The organism is Microbacterium forte (assembly GCF_031885415.1).
Classification (GTDB): domain Bacteria; phylum Actinomycetota; class Actinomycetes; order Actinomycetales; family Microbacteriaceae; genus Microbacterium; species Microbacterium forte.
Genome location: NZ_CP116871.1, coordinates 2,470,093 through 2,486,177 on the forward strand (window position 1 = coordinate 2,470,093; position 16,085 = coordinate 2,486,177).

Here is a 16,085-nt window from a genome sequence, read left to right on the forward strand (position 1 = left end):
CAACATGTCGTCCTGAGTTATCCACAGGTTATCCCCACCCTGGGGAGAATTACACCCATGTTATTCACAACGGTTAACAACCCTGTTAACAACTCTTGATCAGGAGTAAACCGTCGTGATCAGGAACGGCACCAGGAAGGCGACGATCAGGACGAGTGCCACGACCACCGCAGCGAGCAGCAGGATCTGCAGCGTGCGCTGCTCTCGCCTTCGGGTTCTCGTGAGGATGAATGCGACGAGTGCACCGACGATCGCTCCACCGAGGTGCGCCTGCCAGGCGATGTTCTGAGAGAACACGAATCCGACGACGAAGTTGATGCCGAGGATCACGAGGATCCCCGTGACGTTCGCGCCGATGTGCCTGCCGATGATCAGCAGCGCGGCCATGAGGCCGAAGATCGCCCCGGAGGCGCCGACCGTCGCGGTCCCGGGCGCGAGCAGGGCGACGGCGACGGAACCGCCGAGTCCGCTGATCAGATAGAGCGCGAGGAAGCGGACCCGACCGAGCATCGGCTCGAGGCTCTGCCCCAGCATCCACAGCGCAAGCATGTTGAGCGCGAGATGCAGGAAACCGCCGTGGACGAACACGGCGGTGAGAAGCCGCCAGGGCTCGAAGGTCATGAGAGACAGGTTCGGATACAGATATCCCGCCGCGAAGAGCAGCTGGCCCGTGATCGCGTCGCCGATCCCCGGGATCAGCTGCACCAGCCCGATGAACGACGTCACTGCGAGCAGTGCGTACGTGACTATCGGCTTGCCGCTGCGCACGGCGGCGGTCGCCGTGTTGCGGCCGCCCCACCGGCGCTCTGCACGCTTCTGGGCGGGAGTGCGGCTCTTGCGTTGCTCGGCCATGCACTCGGGGCAGATCACTCCGACCGGCGCCTGCGTCTGGCACTCGGGGCAGATCGTTCGCAGGCACCGCTGGCAGAGCACGAAGCTCTGCCGATCCGGATGCCGGTAGCAGAAGTTGTCGCGGTTGTCCGCGAACTCAGGCGTCGTCATCCGGATCGGCCAGCGTCGGCGTCAGGCCGCGACGATGTCGATCGACTGCAGCACGACGGGCTCGATCGGGCGGTCGCCCGCGGCCGTCGGCACTGCGGCGATCGCGTCGACGACAGCCTTGGAGGCGTCATCGGCGACCTCGCCGAAGATCGTGTGCTTGCCCTGGAGCCAGGGAGTGGGGTCGGTCGTGATGAAGAACTGCGAGCCGTTGGTGCCCTCGGGCTTGCCCGTGATGGCGTTGCGACGCAGGCCGGCGTTCGCCATGGCGAGGATGTAGGGCTCGTTGAAGTTGAGCTCCATGTTGATCTCGTCGTCGAAGTTGTAGCCGGGGCCGCCGATGCCCTGTCCGAGCGGGTCGCCGCCCTGGATCATGAAGTTCGGGATGATGCGGTGGAAGACGACGTCCTTGTAGAGAGCGCCCTCGCCCGGCTTGCCGGTGGCGGGGTGCGTCCACTCCTGGGTGCCGTCGGCGAGGCCGACGAAGTTCTTGACCGTCTTCGGAGCGTGGTCGCCGAAGAGGTTGATGACGATGTCACCGTGGTTGGTGTGCAGGGTTGCGACATGAGAAGCATGAGCCATGCGTCCATTCTCGCAGAGCTTCCCATGAGTTGGCCCGCGTCTAGCGTCGATCCGCCTTCGGCGCAAGGGTTCGGCGATTCCCTCGCCCCATCCAGGGTCGCGTGGCAAGATGGGGAATCCGTACTCCAATCGACAGGAGAGCATCGTGAGCATCAGCCGCAAGCGGAAGAAGGAGCTGCGTCGTCTTCAGAACGACGCGAACCAGCTCTGGGAGAACCAGCAGGTCCTGGTCGGCCACGCCGCCGACGTCGCCCGTGAGGCCGGACGCCAGCTCGGCCACTTCGGCCGCGAGCAGGTCGGTCCTGTCGTGCAGGACACCTACAACCGTCGCGTCGCCCCCGTCGTCGACCGTGGCGTGCGATTCGGCCACCACGTCGTCGACGACAAGGTCGTCCCGATCGTCGGCGGAGTCGTCGGAACCGCGCTCACCGCGTGGGACGTGGCGAACGCCAAGCGCGAGGGTGTCGTTCGCAAGGTCCGGAAGGCCACCAAGCCCGAGCCGAAGGGCCCGGGCGTCGGCTCGATCATCGCCCTGATCCTCGGAGTCGCCGCAGCAGCCGGTGTTCTCTACGCCGCCTGGCAGGCACTGCGCGCAGACGACGAGCTCTGGGTCGCCGACGACCCGCTCTCCGCACCTGACGCGTGACCTCGACACCGGAGCCCCCGGCCACTGAGCCGGGGGATCTCCATGCTCGGGTGAAGGATGCCGCGGCCGCGCGGGGCCTCGAGATCGAGATCCGTGAACGACCGGCGGCCCGCAGCCTCGTCGAAGCTGCGGAACTGCTCGGCATCCTGCCCTCCGGCATCGTGAAGACCCTCGTCGTCAAGCGCTCGGACGACACCTATCTGTTCGCGCTGGTTCCGGGCGGCAGGTCGATCTCGTGGCCCAAGCTGCGTGCGGTGGTGGGTGTAAACAAGCTGCGCCTGCCTGAGCCGGAGCTGGCCCTCGCGGCGACCGGATACGAGCGCGGCACGATCGTACCGATCGGCAGCACCACCGACTGGCCCGTCTTCGCCGACGAGTCGATCGTCGGACAGCGGATCGCCATGGGCGCCGGTGCTCACGGCTACAGCCTGTTCGTGGACGCAGACGACCTCATCTCCGCCTACGGCGCGACGGTGGCCGACATCTCGGTTCCCGAAGAGGCGCGCGACTGACTCAGAGGATGCCGGCCATCCGCAGTGCGATGTCGACCAGCTTCACCCTCTGCAGCTCCTTCACTGCTTTGAGGGGGAACCACTCCGCCATGTCGGTCGAGCCGTCGGCCTCGAAGGTCAACTTCCCGCCCGTCACGGATGCGCGGTAGACGATGCGCAGCGTGTGCAGCGGCTGGTCCGACTCGCCCACCCGCTGACCGGCGGGGATCACCCGCGAGTGGATGCCGAGCAGCTCCCCGACTTTGACGCTGTAGCCGGTCTCCTCACGAAGCTCCCGCCGCACGGCGTCTTCGGGTTCCTCGCCGGCCTCGAGACCGCCACCGGGCATCGTCCAGGCGACTCGGCGTCCTTCGATCCAGCGCGCCAGAAGTATGCGTCCGTCGTCATCGGTGACGACCGCGTATGCCGCGACCCGCATGTCCATGCCCTCACACTAGCCCCCGCGCGATGACGTCCACCGCAGTGTGTCGAGCCGTCATGACAGAGGGGGCCGGATCGATCAGGAATCGAGAAGCACAGCCGGCCGTGGCATCCGTAGTGTGAAGTTCATCGCAGATCACGCCAGGAAAGGAACCCGTCATGGCTGACAACGAGAAGAACTTCAGCGCCGAGGAACGCGAGGCGATGAAGGAGGCCGCGGCCGACAAGCGCAAGTCGCGCTCTCGAGCGAAGAAGAGTCCTGAGGAAGTGCGCGCCGAGGGGATCGCAGATCTCGAAGCGGCGGTGGCGAAGCTGCCGGACGACAAGGATCGCGAGTTGTCGCTGGCGCTGCATGCCCTCGTCACCGAGGTCGCTCCCGAGCTGATGCCGCGCACCTACTACGGCATGCCGGCGTGGGGCAAGGACGGCAAGGTGCTGTGCTTCTTCCAGCCGGCGAGCAAGTTCAAGGTCCGCTACGGCACCTTCGGGTTCGAGCCCATCTCGAACCTCGACGACGGCACGATGTGGCCGACCGCCTACGCGCTGCTCGACCTCACTGCAGCGAACCGCAAGGTGCTCACCGAGCGCATCCGCCTCGCCGTCAGCTGAGTCGTCGTTCCCTGTCGCAGGCCCGAGCAGTAGCGTGGATGCCGTGAGCACACTGCCGTTCCCCGCTTCCGTGTACGCCGCCCGACTCGACCGCGCCGCGTCTCTCGCCGCCGACTCCGGTCTCGACGGAATAGTCGTGGGCCCCGGCCCCGACCTCCAGTATCTGGTCGGCGTCGAAGGCGACACGATCGAACGCCTCACAGCACTCGTGCTCGGTCCCGGACTCGCTCCCACGATCGTCGTGCCGAGGATGGAGTTGGCGAAGGTGAGGACCACCGCTGTGGGGGCGCTCGGACTCGCGGTCTCCGACTGGGTCGACGGCGACAACCCCTACGACCTCGTGGCCGCGGCCCTCGGCACCGTCTCGAGGGTCGGCGTCTCCGACGCACTGCCGGCACTGCACGTCATTCCGCTGGCCGACCGGATCGATGTGCGCGTCGAGCTCGCGACGCCGGTGCTGCGTGAGGGTCGCATGATCAAGGATGCCGAGGAGATCGCCGAGCTGCGGCTGGCCGGCGAGGCGATCGACGCCGTGCACAGGCGCGTGCCCGAGTGGCTGCGTGCCGGGCGCACCGAGCGCGAGGTGGCGGCCGACATCGCCGAGGCCATCGTCGCCGAGGGGCACCGCACGGTCGAGTTCGTCATCGTCGGTTCCGGCCCCAACGGCGCCGACCCGCATCACGAGGTGTCGGACCGGGTGATCGGCGACGGAGAGATCGTGGTCGTCGACATCGGGGGAGCGGTGCCCAGCGGCTACAACTCCGACAGCACCCGCACCTACGTCGTCGGCGCCCCCGACCCCGACGCTGCCGATCGCATCGCGGTGCTCGTGCGCGCTCAGCAGGCCGCGGTCGACGCGGTGCGCCCCGGAGCGACGGCCGAGCAGATCGACGCCGCGGCGCGGTCCGTGCTCGCTGAGGCGAGGCTCGGAGAGGCCTTCCTGCACCGCACCGGTCACGGCATCGGCGTCTCGGTGCACGAAGAGCCCTACATCGCGCCCGGCAACGATCTGGTGCTGCGCGAGGGCATGGCGTTCAGCATCGAACCCGGCATCTACTTCCCAGGCGAGTGGGGTGCACGCATCGAGGACATCGTCGTCGTGACCGCCGACGGATGCGAGCGCCTGAACATCGCACCCCACGGACTCACCGCGGTCTGAACCGCGCCGGCAGGTCGTCGGCGCGCGGTCGGTCAAGCCCCTTGGTCGACACGATCCCGGGTGGCAAGACTGTTCCCATGGCATCCGACCACAGCACCGAGACCGGCGATGCACGCGGCCCGGAGCACACCGCAGACGGGCATCACGTCGTCATCGACGGCCGGCGATGGCGGGCGACGGACCCGTCGATCCCCGACGCGTTCCGGCAGGAGCTCGTGGATGAGCTGATGGCTGCGCGTCGTGCCGTGAAGACGCAGGATTCCGATGCGCGACGGCGGGTGCAGGACGCGAAGACCGCGCTGGGTGAACGCGGGGAGCCCTGGTGGGAGGACCGCAGCGGCGACGGCTTCGACGAGAGGATCGCGGCCGCGCTGCGCGCGCTCACCCGCAAGCGGAACGAGTCCTCGATTTGTCCGAGTGACGTGGCGCGAACGGTGGGCGGTGAATCGTGGCGAGCGGTGATGCCGGACGTGCGGAGGGTCGCCGCCTCACTCGCAGACCGCGACGAGATCGTCGTGACTCAGAAGGGCGAACCGGTGAGCATCCGTGAGGCCAGAGGACCCGTGCGGATCATCCGCGGTCCGAAACTCTGATCACGGGCGGTTCTGACGCCGCATCCCGGCTTCAGAGCTCGTCGTGATACCCGCTGTAGGGGAAGTCCACGTCGCCGGTGTCACGCGGGTCGTACGCCACGGAGGCCACGCTGATCGTCACCTGGGTGTTCGGGGTGATCAGCACGCTCACAGCCCTGTTTCCGACCACGACCAGGTCGACGAACGTACCCGAGCTCCTCGTCGCCGACTCGATGCGTTCTCGCAGGTCGTCGACGTCCTGATCCTGGGAGAGCAGGAAGCTCGCTCCGTCGAACACGATCTCGGTCTGGATCATCGTCTCCCTGTCAGCCATGCGTGCACGCTACGCCCTCGACCTGAGAGTGAGAAGGGGGGTTGATTACTAGACGATCTTCGAGTTGTTAACAGATGCATCCACAGCTGTGGACTGGAAGAGCCCCTGGTCCGGCAAGCTCGGGCAGTTGTTAACAGGGTTGTTAACACCTGTGGAGGAGCGCAGATCGCCTAATCCAGGGCGGCCGTCTCGGCGATCAGGTCGAGTCGATCGAGAAGCAGCTGTCCTGTTCCACTCATCGCCGAGACGGCATTCACGGTGACCAGGAGGGCCACGAATGCGAAGAAGATCCCCGCATCGTACCCGGGGAACACACGCGAAGGGAGAAACGAGAAGGCCCCGCACGTGGCGGGGCCTTCTCGAACTGTCTCAACACAGTGTGGAGCCTAGGAGATTCGAACTCCTGACATCCTGCTTGCAAAGCAGGCGCTACGGCTCAACGAGAGGCCCGAACGCCCGAACGCATAATGCCGATGGACTGGCATACTCGCCGTATGGGGGAAACACTCAACGAGGAGCCAGACGCCGAGATCGACTGGGACGCTATCATCGACCCGAAAACCGGCTGGCTGCGGCCTGGAACGCATGAGGTCGAGATAGAGGAGTTGCAGGAAGAGTTTGTCGCCAAGCCACGCGACCCTCTACGCGATCACACATGGACCGCGTTTCTCGCACTGCTCTACCAAACTAAGGCGCTCTACCCGAGCGGACGCATGTTCCTCGCCGGAACTTTCGTATCTCGCCAGGTGAGCCCTTTGGACATTCTGTCCGTCGTCCTCGTGCCCGATGAGCCCACGACGGTTGAGGACTGGATCGAAGCAGAGTGGGATCGCTTCTATCAGCACATCTCGCTCTACGACGTGATCCTGGGGAGCATCGGTCCCACTTACTTGCCTGTTCTCCATCCGTTCGGTGGTCGAATCGAGGTCATCGTCTGCCACCCCGACGAAGCCGACGACGTAGTGTCCTGGATAGGTGCTGTACTGCTAGGAGACGGTCGGGAAATCCCCGGCGCGCGAGGCGTGGCGGAGGTGATCTGGTGATCCGCGATGACATTGACCGCGCGCTCGGCAGGATCGAGGGTGACACTCGTCTGGCGATGCTCAGGCGCACCGGCCTCATGGTGCTCCGTGAGAGATTCGCGCCGTCGGCCCCGCCCTTGCGCGTTCAGGTCAGCGAAGATCTGTCGGTGAGTGCGCTCGCGCATCTCACTCACGCCATTCAAAGAGCCACAACCCTGTCCGCGAAGGCACTTCTAGAGCCGCAGTCGGATTCGATTGTCCTAGGCAAGCACATCCGAGAAATGACGCCATTGGTGCCCCGGCTCCAGACGGGCCACATGCTCCTGTTCGGATTTCCGGAGCCATCGGTTAGCGCCAACCACCTTGACTTCCAGCGGCCCGAGCACCTCGCGGAGCGCGCTGTGCGCGAGTTCCTCTCCGTACTCCCGAGGGATGCCAGCGACACCGATTCGCTTGAGGCATTGCCAGCGCGCCGGTCTCAGTTCCGCGCCGCAGTCTCCGCTGTCGCCCGCGCAGTGTCCGACACGTCCTCGTCGCTATCTTTCAGCCTGCGCGATGATCGCGGCGAAGAGTCCGAGGAGGCCGTGCTCACATCAGAGCAGACAAGACGAGTACCGGAGGTCCTCAAGGACAGCCGGATTGATTCGACCCCGCTCACCGTGGAGGGGCTCATGGACGGGATGCGCACCCAGCGACGCGTGTTCTTCATTCTGGAGAATGAGACAGGTAAGGAGTACAAGGGAGCGATCGAGGAGCACCAACTGGAAGACGTGCGGGACGCGATCAACACTCAGGTACGGGCGCGACTGATCAAGGCAGTCCAGGTACGAGCGGACGGTTCACAGGGTCGCCCGTCTTACAGGCTGATCGGGCTAGATCCCCGTCCCGAGACGCTCGCGGAGTAGGCCCTTGGATCCTATGCTCCTGGCCGGCCTCATCGTCAACGGCGGAGTATTCGTTGCCTCAGCAGGTGCCGCCGCCGTCGCCTGGTGGCAAGCGATCGAAGCATCGAAGTCGCGGGACTCGGCGCTCGCCGCACAACAGTCCGCATTGTTGGCATGGCAGGAAGGAGCGTCCGCGCTCGTCCGCGCGAACGAGATCTCGGCCGGAGCTTTGCGCGCCCCATTCGCTTCACGGCTGCAACAGATGTCAAACGACGTACTCTCTCAGCGTCTAGGCGGCGCTAACGCGGACACTATTTTTCAGATCATCGGTGAGAGACACACGCCGGGTCTTTCCCCACTTCAGTTAGCGACAAACGAGCGGACCGCTGGGAAGTTCTCACGCTGGCTCTCGACCTACGCCCGAACAGTGGATGTCTCGTCACCCTCGGCGATTATGTCCGCATTGTCATTGGTCGATGCTCGAGTCCGAGGGTGGATCCGGGACCCTGAGGCCACGATGGCCGAGATTCGGGACGAGCCCGGCGTGCTCAACGACCTCCCGATCCTCGATCCCGATCTGCACGACTACCGAGTTCCCTGACCGGGCGCGTCAACGGCCTGGACCGCTCGCTACACTCAGGACGATGCGGGACGACGGGCCCGAGACATCTTCGGCATCGAACAGAAGGACTGACGAATGGGATTCAAGGACGCTGCACTCCCCATGAAGGAGCAAGCGCTCGCGAAGCGGACGGCCGAGCTCGTGGGAGAGCAGATGCGCCGTGCGCTCGCGGAGGACAGACTGATCCGCGCGGGCAAGATCCCCGAGCCCTTCACTCCCGAGTCGCTCGCTTCGGGATCGTAGGTGATCGTTCCCCGTTCGCGATGGACGCGACGACTGCGCGCCCCGGCATCCGCAGACACCGGGGCGCTCAGTCCGGGTCAGGTCAGACCACAACCGCGTCGGCGGTGAAGTCCCCGCGCTCCTGCTCCCGATCCGAGCGTCGGAGAGCCTCCCCGAGTCCGTCGATCTCCGCCGCCTGTGCCTCCCGGTATCCGGCCTCGTCCGCGCGGTAGAGGGCCGTCCACGCTCCTACCGTTACGGGGCCGTCGAGCGCTTCCATCATCACTCGCGACCAGGCGGCATCCGGGGCGACGGCCTCCTCCTCTCTGATCCGCTCGACGGCTGGCTCGTAGCCGAGGGCGGCGAGACGATCGAAAGCGAGTGCCTCGAACTCAGCGACGATGTGCGCGCCCTCCGATGAGGCGAGCACCTCCGGGAGCGTCTCCAGACTGTCGAGTATTGCCCCGAGCCTGGCCGGGGATGCCCCGGTAATGATCTGGTCCAGGCGGCGACCGGCGTTCTGGAGAGCCTGGATCTTCTCCCGCTCGCGGGCCGCGACAGCGAGAGTGTCCGCGGTGGTCGGGCGGAGGCCGTCCAAGACCTCTGCCCGGGTGGGACCCGTGATCTCCGGGACGGTGGGAATGCGTGCGGCAAGCGCGGAACGAGCCTGCTGGATTCCCTGGCGCTGGGCGCGTGCGTTCGCCTCGGGGGTCTTGTCCCGGTCCTGTTGGGAAAGTGCGGTGTGCGCGTCTCGAACGAACGTGGCGAATGCGGTGGCGTGGGCGGTGGTCATGGTGATCTCCTGATCTGTGGATAGAGGTGGGGATATGTGGATAGATATACGCATATCGTGGGGTCCCGTCCTCGCGGAATTCGTACATCCATCTCAGACGCCTCCTGGGCTCGTCTGCCGCGAGTTCTCGGCGTGCAGGGATACAGGGGGCGTCTTGGCGTCCTGATCCGGCAGATCGTCGTCCAGAGCTTCGTCCTCCTCGCGCACCTTCCCGAGCCATGCGCCGAGGACCGCCGTGATCTCCGCGATGCCAGTGTCAGGCTGAGGCTCGTAGAGGCCGAGCAACTTCGCACGGTGATCCATGATCCGGATGAGCCGGTCGATCGCACCGAGATTGCCGTGGACGATCTTGTCGGCAAGGGATCGCTGAGCCAGGTCTAGGCGCTCGAGTTCGATCTCGCGGAGTTGGATCGCCGCCTCCCTCGGGATCGCCGCGAGCGCGCGATCGATCGCCTTCTTGGCAGCACTCCGGTGCTGGTAGCCGAGTTCGCGGGCGATCCGCTCGTGCGAGTAGCCGAGGAGCCGCAGATCCAGCGCCTTCGCCTCTCGCGCCCGAGCCTCCGCCCGAATCTGGGTTTGGGTCTTGCCTTTGGTGGTCGTCATGGCTGAACCTCCGATGTGTCTTGCTCCATGTGTGTCTTGCTCCCGGGCTCGGTCCGGGCGATCTCCTCCAAGCGGAGACGGTGGGTGCGGGCCTCGACCCGGTACGCCGCCGCCTCGGCGCGGAGCGCTGAGCAGTAGTCGCGGATCGCTTCGCGGACCCAGGCCGGGGAGGCGTCCATCGCCTTCTGGAACGCGGGCGTCCTTTGCTGGCGGTGACGGCTGGCATCCCGGACGGGCGCGTAGGCGTCGTCGGTACGGCGGGGGAGGTTCATGCTTCGACCGCCTTCCGTGCGGCGTGGGCTTGCCCCTCGGGCGTCTCCAGCCACGCAAGGTACTCCGCCGAGGGGCCTGTGATCTTGATCAGTTCCCAGCGCTTCTCGCGGAGCCACTTGTCGGCCTTCGGCACGTACTTGGGATCGGTCGTCGGGATCCAGGCTCGGAGACGGGCAATGACATCGGCGGGCGGTGGGATCTCCTCCCAGGCCGCTCGTGTGGGCTTCTTCGCTCCTCGGCGGTGAGCCGGGTAGAGATCCCAGAACTGTTCGAACTCATCGGCATCGGCCAGGGGCGGAGCCCCCTTGAAAGAGTTCTCTTCTAGATCGTCACCAGATTCTGGGGACTGAGGCACCAGATTCTGGGGAGTGCCCACCAGATTCTGGGGACTGAGATCTCCCGGTCCCCGATTATTGGTCACCAGATTCTGTGTACTGAGCGCCTCGGGGATCATGCCGACGCGGTACAGGTGGGGTCGGTTGATCCCGCGCTCATGGATCGCCACGACGCCCGCGCCGACGAGTCGCTTGATCGACGCCTCGGCGGTCGTCGCGGACCTCATCAGCGCAAGCCGCGCAATCGTCGCCATGCTGACGCGGCGGGTGATCCCGCTCCTCCAGTCACACTCGTGGAGGAGCGCGGCGTAGACGCCGAGATCCGCGCTCTGGAGTCCGAGCACGGAGCCGTGCTCTTGGAGCCAGTGCGGGATCCGTGACGTGTGCCCGCTCATCGGTCGCCCTCCTCGATCCCAGGAAGGTCGAACAGCGGCGGGCTCAGTCGCCGCGTCTGCTCTCGCTCGCGCGCCCCCTGGCGTTCGCGGGCGATTCGCTGGCGAGCTCTTTGGAACCGCTTCACGTCCTGGCGGCTTGACTTGTTCATTATCGGCACCCCTGGTTGCTCGATCCGGACCGATCGGGGGCGGTCAGATGCGTTGGTTGGTCTTGGTCAGGCTTCTGCGCCAAGGAGGGCGCGGAGGCGAGGGACGGGGATGAGGATCCGCTTGCCGATCCGGAGGACGGGGATCTCTTCTCGCTTGATCGCCTCATAGGCACTCCAGGTGCCGATGCCGAGAATCTGCGCGGCTTCCGGGACGGTGCATGTCGCGCGCCCGTTGAGGTCCTCGATCGTTAGGACGTGCCGCTCGTTGGCGGGGGCAGTCGTGGTCATCTCTTGGCTCCGTTCGTTCGGTTCGGACCGGTGTCCTGGGACCAGAATAGGGTGTCTTAGGGACATGGAAACCTCATCTGAACTGGGATTTATATGACTGGGCAGTCGTATGTATGCGACTACCCAGTCCTCTCAAGGTGAGATCCACCCATGACGCAGGAAAGATCAGATCAGGGGCCAAAACCAGGCACTCTTCGCGAAAGGCATCCCATGACCCAGACCAGCCGAAAGGCATCCAGAATCGACTTCGGATCAGTTCGAAAACTTCCCTCGGGTCGGTGGCAAGCCCGATATCTCGACCCGGCAGGACGACCGATGACCGGTCCTCAGACGTTCCAGACGAAGCGGGAGGCGCTCGACCATCTCGCTGCCGTCCGCTCCGACCGAATGCGCGGAACCTACATCGACCATCGCGCGGGACTCGTCCCCTTCGGCCCCTACGCCGCCGACTGGATCGCTCACGGCGGACGCCGAGGAGCCCTCGCACCCAAAACTCGAGATCTCTACGAGACGACTCTCGCCGGTCCACTCGCCCCTCTCCGGGAGATGCCGATCGCCTCGATCACTCCCTCGCAGGTCCGCGCCTGGTACACCAAGACGGGCCGAGCCCTTGCGGCATCCGCCAAGCGGCAGGGCGGGGACGGATCATCCCGGCTCCGTCAGGCGTACAGTCTCCTCCGGGCGGTCATGGCAACCGCTGTCCGAGATGGAATGATCCCCGCCAACCCATGCCAAATCGACCGCGCTGGAGCCGTGAAGCATGCGGAGCGGCCCTACCTCAGCCCGGACGACCTCGCCCGGATCCTGGTTCACATGTCGGCGAAGTGGCATCTGCCGCTCCGGGTCGCGCTCGGCGCGCATCTCCGGCTGGGCGAGCTCCTCGGACTCCAGCGGCGCGACTACGTAGGAGGAGTGCTCACGGTGGAGCGGCAGATCGTTCGGGTTGGCGGGGAGGAGATCGAGACGGGCACCAAGTCAGGAAAGCCGCGAAAGGTGGTCCTCCCACCAAGCATCGCCGCCGCGCTGGAGGCTCACCTTTTGGCATCGTCCGGATTCGGCCTGGAGCCCATGTTCCCCGGTCCGGGCGGCGAGCGGTTCACGGGCGGGGCGATCGGTCAGGCGTGGCGGAAGGCGGCGGGTCGTGCGGGGTTGTCGGGGATCCGCCTCCACGATCTCCGCCACGCGAGCCTCACGCTGGCGGCTCAGGCTGGCGCTACGACCCGCGAACTCATGGATCGTGCTGGGCACTCCACTGCCCGAGCGGCGCTGATCTATCAGCACGCGGCGGAGGAGCGATCAGGAGCGATCGCCGCCGCCATGGATGCTCTCTCCGGAGGGTCGATGATGACCGCTACTGGCACGACTATGGCACGACAGGCGATTTCGGCTAGCGATCTCGAGGTGGACTTGCGATGACTTCGCACGGCCACAGACGCGACGAAGGCCCTGGGCAGTAGAGCCCAAGGCCTTCGTCATACTGTCTCAACACAGTGTGGAGCCTAGGAGATTCGAACTCCTGACATCCTGCTTGCAAAGCAGGCGCTCTACCAACTGAGCTAAGGCCCCGTGAGGGAATTGTTAAGTTGAAAAGTGGGCCCACCAGGACTTGAACCTGGGACCTCTTCATTATCAGTGAAGCGCTCTAACCGCCTGAGCTATGGGCCCGTCAACCTCCGAAACTTTACCGGAGATTTCCGGAAATACCCAATCGAGGGCGGGGCACCGGCGCGCCCCTGCCCTCGATCATGGTCAGCGCCCCGGGCGGATGGTCACGCTGCCCGCCGAAAGCGAGACGTCGATCGCGTTCCGGGTGTCGGATGACTGGTCGACCTTCGCGTCGAGCGACCCCGCGCTGACGTCCTGGGTGATCGAGTACGACTCGTCAGGAACAGTGAGGTCGACCGACCCCGCGCTCACGTCGATCGTCGTCTGCGACGGCGCACGTCCGGTCAGCTCGACGTTGAGATCGCCTGCCGAGACGCTGAGATCCGCGTCGTCGACGCCGTCGAGCAGCGCGTCCGCACGTCCGGCACTCATGTCGATGGTGAGGCTCCGTGCGGCTGCTTCGACATCGAGCGCGCCCGCGTTGACCGTGATGTCGAGAGCGCCGAACTCGCCGACCACATCGAGGCTGCCCGCGTCGAGGGTGAGATCGGCATCGAGCTGCACGTCGAGAAGGTCTTCGGGGAGAGTCAGCACGGCTGACTGGTCGTCGCCGAACCAGCTGCCGAACCACCATCCGAACCGGAACTCGGGACTGCGCACCACCAGGTCGTCGCCGTCGCGCTCGAGAGTCCACGCCGGGCCACGGGCGTCGGTGACGGCCAGCCGGGCCTCGTCGACATCCCCGAACTCGATGCGCATGTTTCCCGCATCCACGTCCAGGTCGAGGCCCTTGATTCCCGATGCATCCTCGGTCAGCACCGAGTCGCTGCCCTGCGTGGAGCCCATCATGCTGCCGGTCGCCGCGAATGCCGCAGACCCTCCCGCGCCGAGGAGCGCGATACCGCCGACGATCGCCGTCACGATCATGATCGCCGTCGTTCCCGATGAACGGCCGGCATCGGCGGGCGCCGCCTGAGCAACGGGAGCAGTGGTGGGCGCCGGTGCCGGCTCGTGGCCCTGAGGCGCGGACGCCGGCGGGGGAGTGAGGGGGGTGTGCCCGCCCTGGAAGTCGTCGTTGGAGGTCATCGTCCCAGTCCTGTCTGTCCGGTCGGCGTGGTGCCGCCCGTGTTCTCGATGTGTGCGAGCGCCGCCAGCACGCGTCGGTTGCCCGACTCGCCCTGCTCGAAGCCCAGTTTCTGGAAGATCGCGGTGATGTGCTTCTCGACGCTCGCCTCCGAGAGGAAGAGCAGGCCCGCGATCGCCTGATTCGACTTGCCTTCGGCGATGAGCGACAGCACGGTGCGCTCGCGCTCGGTGAGACGCTGCATGCGGTCGTCGCGGTTGCGACGGGTGAGCAGCTGAGCCACGACCTCGGGGTCGAGCACCGTCGCGCCCTCAGAGATCCTCTGCACCGAGGCGAGGAACTCCGAGACGTCGGCGACTCGATCCTTGAGCAGGTAGCCCAGCGGCCCGCCCTGCGCGGAGATGAGGTCGGACGCATAGCGCTCCTCGACATACTGCGAGAGAACGAGCAGCGGGAGCGCAGGGTGCGTGACGCGCAGTCCGAGCGCCGCGCGGATGCCCTCGTCGGTGAACGTCGGGGGCAGCCGCACGTCGAGGATGCAGAGCTCCGGATCGGTCTCGATCACGGCTTCACTGAGACCGTCGGTGTCGGCGAGAGCGGCGACCACACTGTGGCCGGCATCCTCGAGCAGTCGCACCAGTCCCTCCCGCAGCAGGACGGAGTCCTCGCAGATCAGGATGCGCATGGCACGTTCACCTCCAGGCTGGTCGGCCCGCCCACGGGGCTCTCGAGACGGAAGGTCCCGCCCGCTGCCAGGACGCGGTTCGCGATGCCGTCGAGGCCACCGCCCGGTTGCACCTGTGCGCCGCCCATGCCGTTGTCTTCGACACGTGCCCAGAGCACTCCACCGTCGCGAAGACGAACGGTGACCCGGGCCTCACTGGCTCGTGAATGCTTGGCGGCGTTCGTGAGCGACTCGGCGATCGAGAAGTACACGGCGGCCTCGGCCTCACGGCTGCAGCGTCCGTCCATCCTCACGTCCAGACTCACGGGGATGTGGGATCGCCCTGCGAGGGCGGACAGGGCTGCGTCGAGGCCTCGATCGTCGAGGACGGATGCATGGATGCCTCGGGCGAGCTGTCGCAGCTCGGTGATCGCTGCCTTGGTCGAGGTGTGCGCTTCAGCGATCAGCTCTTTCGCGGCATCCGGATCGTTGTCGATCTTCTGCTGTGCGAGTCCCAGGGTCATGCCGACCGACACGAGGCGGGGCTGGACGCCGTCGTGCAGATCCCGCTCGATGCGGGTGCGCTCGACGTCTGCGGCGCGCACGGCGCCTTCGCGCTGAGCGGTGCTGGTGCGCACTCGCTCCGTGAGCTCTGCTTCACGGCTGCGAACGACGATGGCGAGCGAGAGCACCCGGTTCAGCAGTGCCAGGCCGATCATTCCGGCGATGCAGGCGGCGATGCCGAGGATGCCGACGAGCGGCGCCCACGCAGGGTCGATGCCGCCCCCGCCGAACGGGCCCATCACGGCGTCCGCTCCGGTGAGGGGTGCGAACGAGATCGTGATCGACCAGACGAGGCCGAAGGCGAGGCGCAGCACGATCCAGCCGAGCACAGCGGTGATCGCGAAGTTCGCGAGGGCGCGCCACATGCGGCCGTCGATGGCCTGGCGTCCGAGCGAGCGCAGCCAGCCCACGAATCCGGGGCGGTCCCGCGGGCGCCACCGGAGCGGCGTGATCGGCGACCGGTAGAGGGCGCTGACCCGGGCCACCTCGAACCAGCCCACGCCGAAGAGGGCGTAGACGAGTCCGACGAGCAGCACGATGCCGACGCCCGCCGCGAAGAGCAGGCCGAGCCCGGTGCCGAGGAGTCCGGAAAGAGTCGCGAAGATGAAGCCGCCGATGACTCCGATGCCTGCGAGGTGCAGGATCGTGAGCACGATGCGCAACGGCGGCTTCGTGGCCGTCGCCGGTGGTGGCGTGGCAGTGTGTGTCGTCATGGTTCAAAGGTACGGCGGCGCCGATCGGGCCGACAC

Annotated in this window: 23 protein-coding genes and 2 tRNA genes; 10 read left to right on the forward strand and 15 right to left on the reverse strand. The window is 66.2% G+C overall.

Going from position 1 to position 16,085, the window contains the following annotated elements:
* Positions 1-99: 99 nt before the first annotated feature.
* Both OB895_RS11865 and OB895_RS11870 read right to left on the reverse strand, forming a co-directional pair.
* Complete coding sequence (locus OB895_RS11865; RefSeq protein WP_056375006.1) at positions 100-1,002, reverse strand: rhomboid family intramembrane serine protease; 903 nt, start codon at positions 1,000-1,002, stop codon at positions 100-102.
* A 21-nt stretch (positions 1,003-1,023) separates the two neighbouring features.
* A complete protein-coding gene (locus OB895_RS11870) occupies positions 1,024-1,581 on the reverse strand; it encodes a peptidylprolyl isomerase (protein ID WP_042541032.1) in 558 nt (185 codons plus the stop codon).
* 145 nt (positions 1,582-1,726) lie between these two features.
* On the opposite strand from OB895_RS11870, the gene OB895_RS11875 reads away from it, so the two are divergent.
* Both OB895_RS11875 and OB895_RS11880 read left to right on the forward strand, forming a co-directional pair.
* Complete coding sequence (locus tag OB895_RS11875) at positions 1,727-2,227, forward strand: hypothetical protein (protein WP_042541033.1); 501 nt, start codon at positions 1,727-1,729, stop codon at positions 2,225-2,227.
* Between the two features lie 50 nt (positions 2,228-2,277).
* Positions 2,278-2,739, forward strand: coding sequence for an aminoacyl-tRNA deacylase (locus OB895_RS11880; RefSeq protein WP_311879924.1), 462 nt, complete (start codon positions 2,278-2,280; stop codon positions 2,737-2,739).
* A 1-nt stretch (position 2,740) separates the two neighbouring features.
* On the opposite strand, the gene OB895_RS11885 is transcribed toward OB895_RS11880, so the two are convergent.
* A complete protein-coding gene (locus tag OB895_RS11885) occupies positions 2,741-3,163 on the reverse strand; it encodes an NUDIX hydrolase (RefSeq protein ID WP_311877783.1) in 423 nt (140 codons plus the stop codon).
* A gap of 155 nt (positions 3,164-3,318) precedes the next feature.
* Between OB895_RS11885 and OB895_RS11890 the strand changes: the two genes are divergently transcribed.
* The 3 genes from OB895_RS11890 (at position 3,319) to OB895_RS11900 (ending at position 5,520) form a co-directional block, all read left to right on the forward strand.
* Positions 3,319-3,768 (forward strand): DUF1801 domain-containing protein, encoded by a 450-nt coding sequence (locus OB895_RS11890; RefSeq protein WP_056375000.1) that lies wholly within the window; start codon positions 3,319-3,321, stop codon positions 3,766-3,768.
* Positions 3,769-3,811: 43 nt separating this feature from the next.
* Positions 3,812-4,927: a M24 family metallopeptidase gene (locus tag OB895_RS11895; RefSeq protein WP_311877784.1), complete on the forward strand. Its 1,116-nt coding sequence runs from the start codon at positions 3,812-3,814 to the stop codon at positions 4,925-4,927.
* Positions 4,928-5,004: 77 nt separating this feature from the next.
* The gene (locus OB895_RS11900) at positions 5,005-5,520 is read left to right on the forward strand and encodes a DUF3253 domain-containing protein (protein WP_311877785.1); all 516 of its coding nucleotides are present in this window, start codon (positions 5,005-5,007) and stop codon (positions 5,518-5,520) included.
* A gap of 31 nt (positions 5,521-5,551) precedes the next feature.
* Here OB895_RS11900 and OB895_RS11905 read toward each other — a convergent pair whose 3' ends face one another.
* Complete coding sequence (locus tag OB895_RS11905) at positions 5,552-5,833, reverse strand: hypothetical protein (RefSeq protein ID WP_042541043.1); 282 nt, start codon at positions 5,831-5,833, stop codon at positions 5,552-5,554.
* A gap of 170 nt (positions 5,834-6,003) precedes the next feature.
* Positions 6,004-6,147, reverse strand: a complete 144-nt coding sequence (locus OB895_RS11910) for a hypothetical protein (RefSeq protein ID WP_311877786.1) — start codon at positions 6,145-6,147, stop codon at positions 6,004-6,006.
* A gap of 180 nt (positions 6,148-6,327) precedes the next feature.
* On the opposite strand from OB895_RS11910, the gene OB895_RS11915 reads away from it, so the two are divergent.
* The 4 genes from OB895_RS11915 to OB895_RS11930 all read left to right on the forward strand — a co-directional run bounded on the left by OB895_RS11915 (position 6,328) and on the right by OB895_RS11930 (position 8,604).
* Positions 6,328-6,876 carry a DUF6932 family protein gene (locus OB895_RS11915; RefSeq protein ID WP_311877788.1) on the forward strand — a complete coding sequence of 183 codons (549 nt, stop codon included), beginning with the start codon at positions 6,328-6,330 and terminating at the stop codon, positions 6,874-6,876.
* Complete coding sequence (locus OB895_RS11920; protein WP_311877790.1) at positions 6,873-7,760, forward strand: hypothetical protein; 888 nt, start codon at positions 6,873-6,875, stop codon at positions 7,758-7,760. The genes OB895_RS11915 and OB895_RS11920 overlap by 4 nt, the downstream gene beginning before the upstream one ends.
* A gap of 13 nt (positions 7,761-7,773) precedes the next feature.
* Complete coding sequence (locus OB895_RS11925; protein ID WP_311877792.1) at positions 7,774-8,340, forward strand: hypothetical protein; 567 nt, start codon at positions 7,774-7,776, stop codon at positions 8,338-8,340.
* Between the two features lie 123 nt (positions 8,341-8,463).
* Complete coding sequence (locus tag OB895_RS11930; RefSeq protein ID WP_311877794.1) at positions 8,464-8,604, forward strand: hypothetical protein; 141 nt, start codon at positions 8,464-8,466, stop codon at positions 8,602-8,604.
* Positions 8,605-8,686: 82 nt separating this feature from the next.
* Here OB895_RS11930 and OB895_RS11935 read toward each other — a convergent pair whose 3' ends face one another.
* From OB895_RS11935 to OB895_RS11955, 5 genes are all read right to left on the reverse strand, one after another.
* A complete protein-coding gene (locus OB895_RS11935) occupies positions 8,687-9,376 on the reverse strand; it encodes a hypothetical protein (RefSeq protein WP_311877796.1) in 690 nt (229 codons plus the stop codon).
* A gap of 93 nt (positions 9,377-9,469) precedes the next feature.
* Positions 9,470-9,979, reverse strand: coding sequence for a hypothetical protein (locus tag OB895_RS11940; protein ID WP_311877797.1), 510 nt, complete (start codon positions 9,977-9,979; stop codon positions 9,470-9,472).
* Positions 9,976-10,251, reverse strand: a complete 276-nt coding sequence (locus OB895_RS11945; RefSeq protein ID WP_311877798.1) for a hypothetical protein — start codon at positions 10,249-10,251, stop codon at positions 9,976-9,978. The genes OB895_RS11940 and OB895_RS11945 overlap by 4 nt, the downstream gene beginning before the upstream one ends.
* Positions 10,248-10,931, reverse strand: a complete 684-nt coding sequence (locus tag OB895_RS11950; RefSeq protein ID WP_311877799.1) for an LvrA C-terminal domain-related protein — start codon at positions 10,929-10,931, stop codon at positions 10,248-10,250. The genes OB895_RS11945 and OB895_RS11950 overlap by 4 nt, the downstream gene beginning before the upstream one ends.
* 266 nt (positions 10,932-11,197) lie before the next feature.
* The gene (locus tag OB895_RS11955) at positions 11,198-11,419 is read right to left on the reverse strand and encodes a helix-turn-helix domain-containing protein (protein WP_311877800.1); all 222 of its coding nucleotides are present in this window, start codon (positions 11,417-11,419) and stop codon (positions 11,198-11,200) included.
* 210 nt (positions 11,420-11,629) lie between these two features.
* Here OB895_RS11955 and OB895_RS11960 point away from each other — a divergent pair, with 210 nt between their 5' ends.
* The gene (locus tag OB895_RS11960; protein WP_512699478.1) at positions 11,630-12,835 is read left to right on the forward strand and encodes a site-specific integrase; all 1,206 of its coding nucleotides are present in this window, start codon (positions 11,630-11,632) and stop codon (positions 12,833-12,835) included.
* A gap of 77 nt (positions 12,836-12,912) precedes the next feature.
* On the opposite strand, the gene OB895_RS11965 is transcribed toward OB895_RS11960, so the two are convergent.
* From OB895_RS11965 to OB895_RS11985, 5 genes are all read right to left on the reverse strand, one after another.
* Positions 12,913-12,985: transfer RNA gene (locus OB895_RS11965), tRNA-Ala, on the reverse strand.
* 25 nt (positions 12,986-13,010) lie between these two features.
* Positions 13,011-13,084, reverse strand: a tRNA-Ile gene (locus OB895_RS11970).
* An 84-nt stretch (positions 13,085-13,168) separates the two neighbouring features.
* Positions 13,169-14,110, reverse strand: a complete 942-nt coding sequence (locus OB895_RS11975; RefSeq protein WP_228385608.1) for a DUF4097 family beta strand repeat-containing protein — start codon at positions 14,108-14,110, stop codon at positions 13,169-13,171.
* Positions 14,107-14,793 (reverse strand): LuxR C-terminal-related transcriptional regulator, encoded by a 687-nt coding sequence (locus tag OB895_RS11980; protein WP_042541046.1) that lies wholly within the window; start codon positions 14,791-14,793, stop codon positions 14,107-14,109. Before OB895_RS11980 ends, OB895_RS11975 begins: the two co-directional genes overlap by 4 nt.
* Positions 14,781-16,049, reverse strand: a complete 1,269-nt coding sequence (locus OB895_RS11985; RefSeq protein WP_309692462.1) for a sensor histidine kinase — start codon at positions 16,047-16,049, stop codon at positions 14,781-14,783. The genes OB895_RS11980 and OB895_RS11985 overlap by 13 nt, the downstream gene beginning before the upstream one ends.
* Between the last annotated feature and the right edge of the window lie 36 nt (positions 16,050-16,085).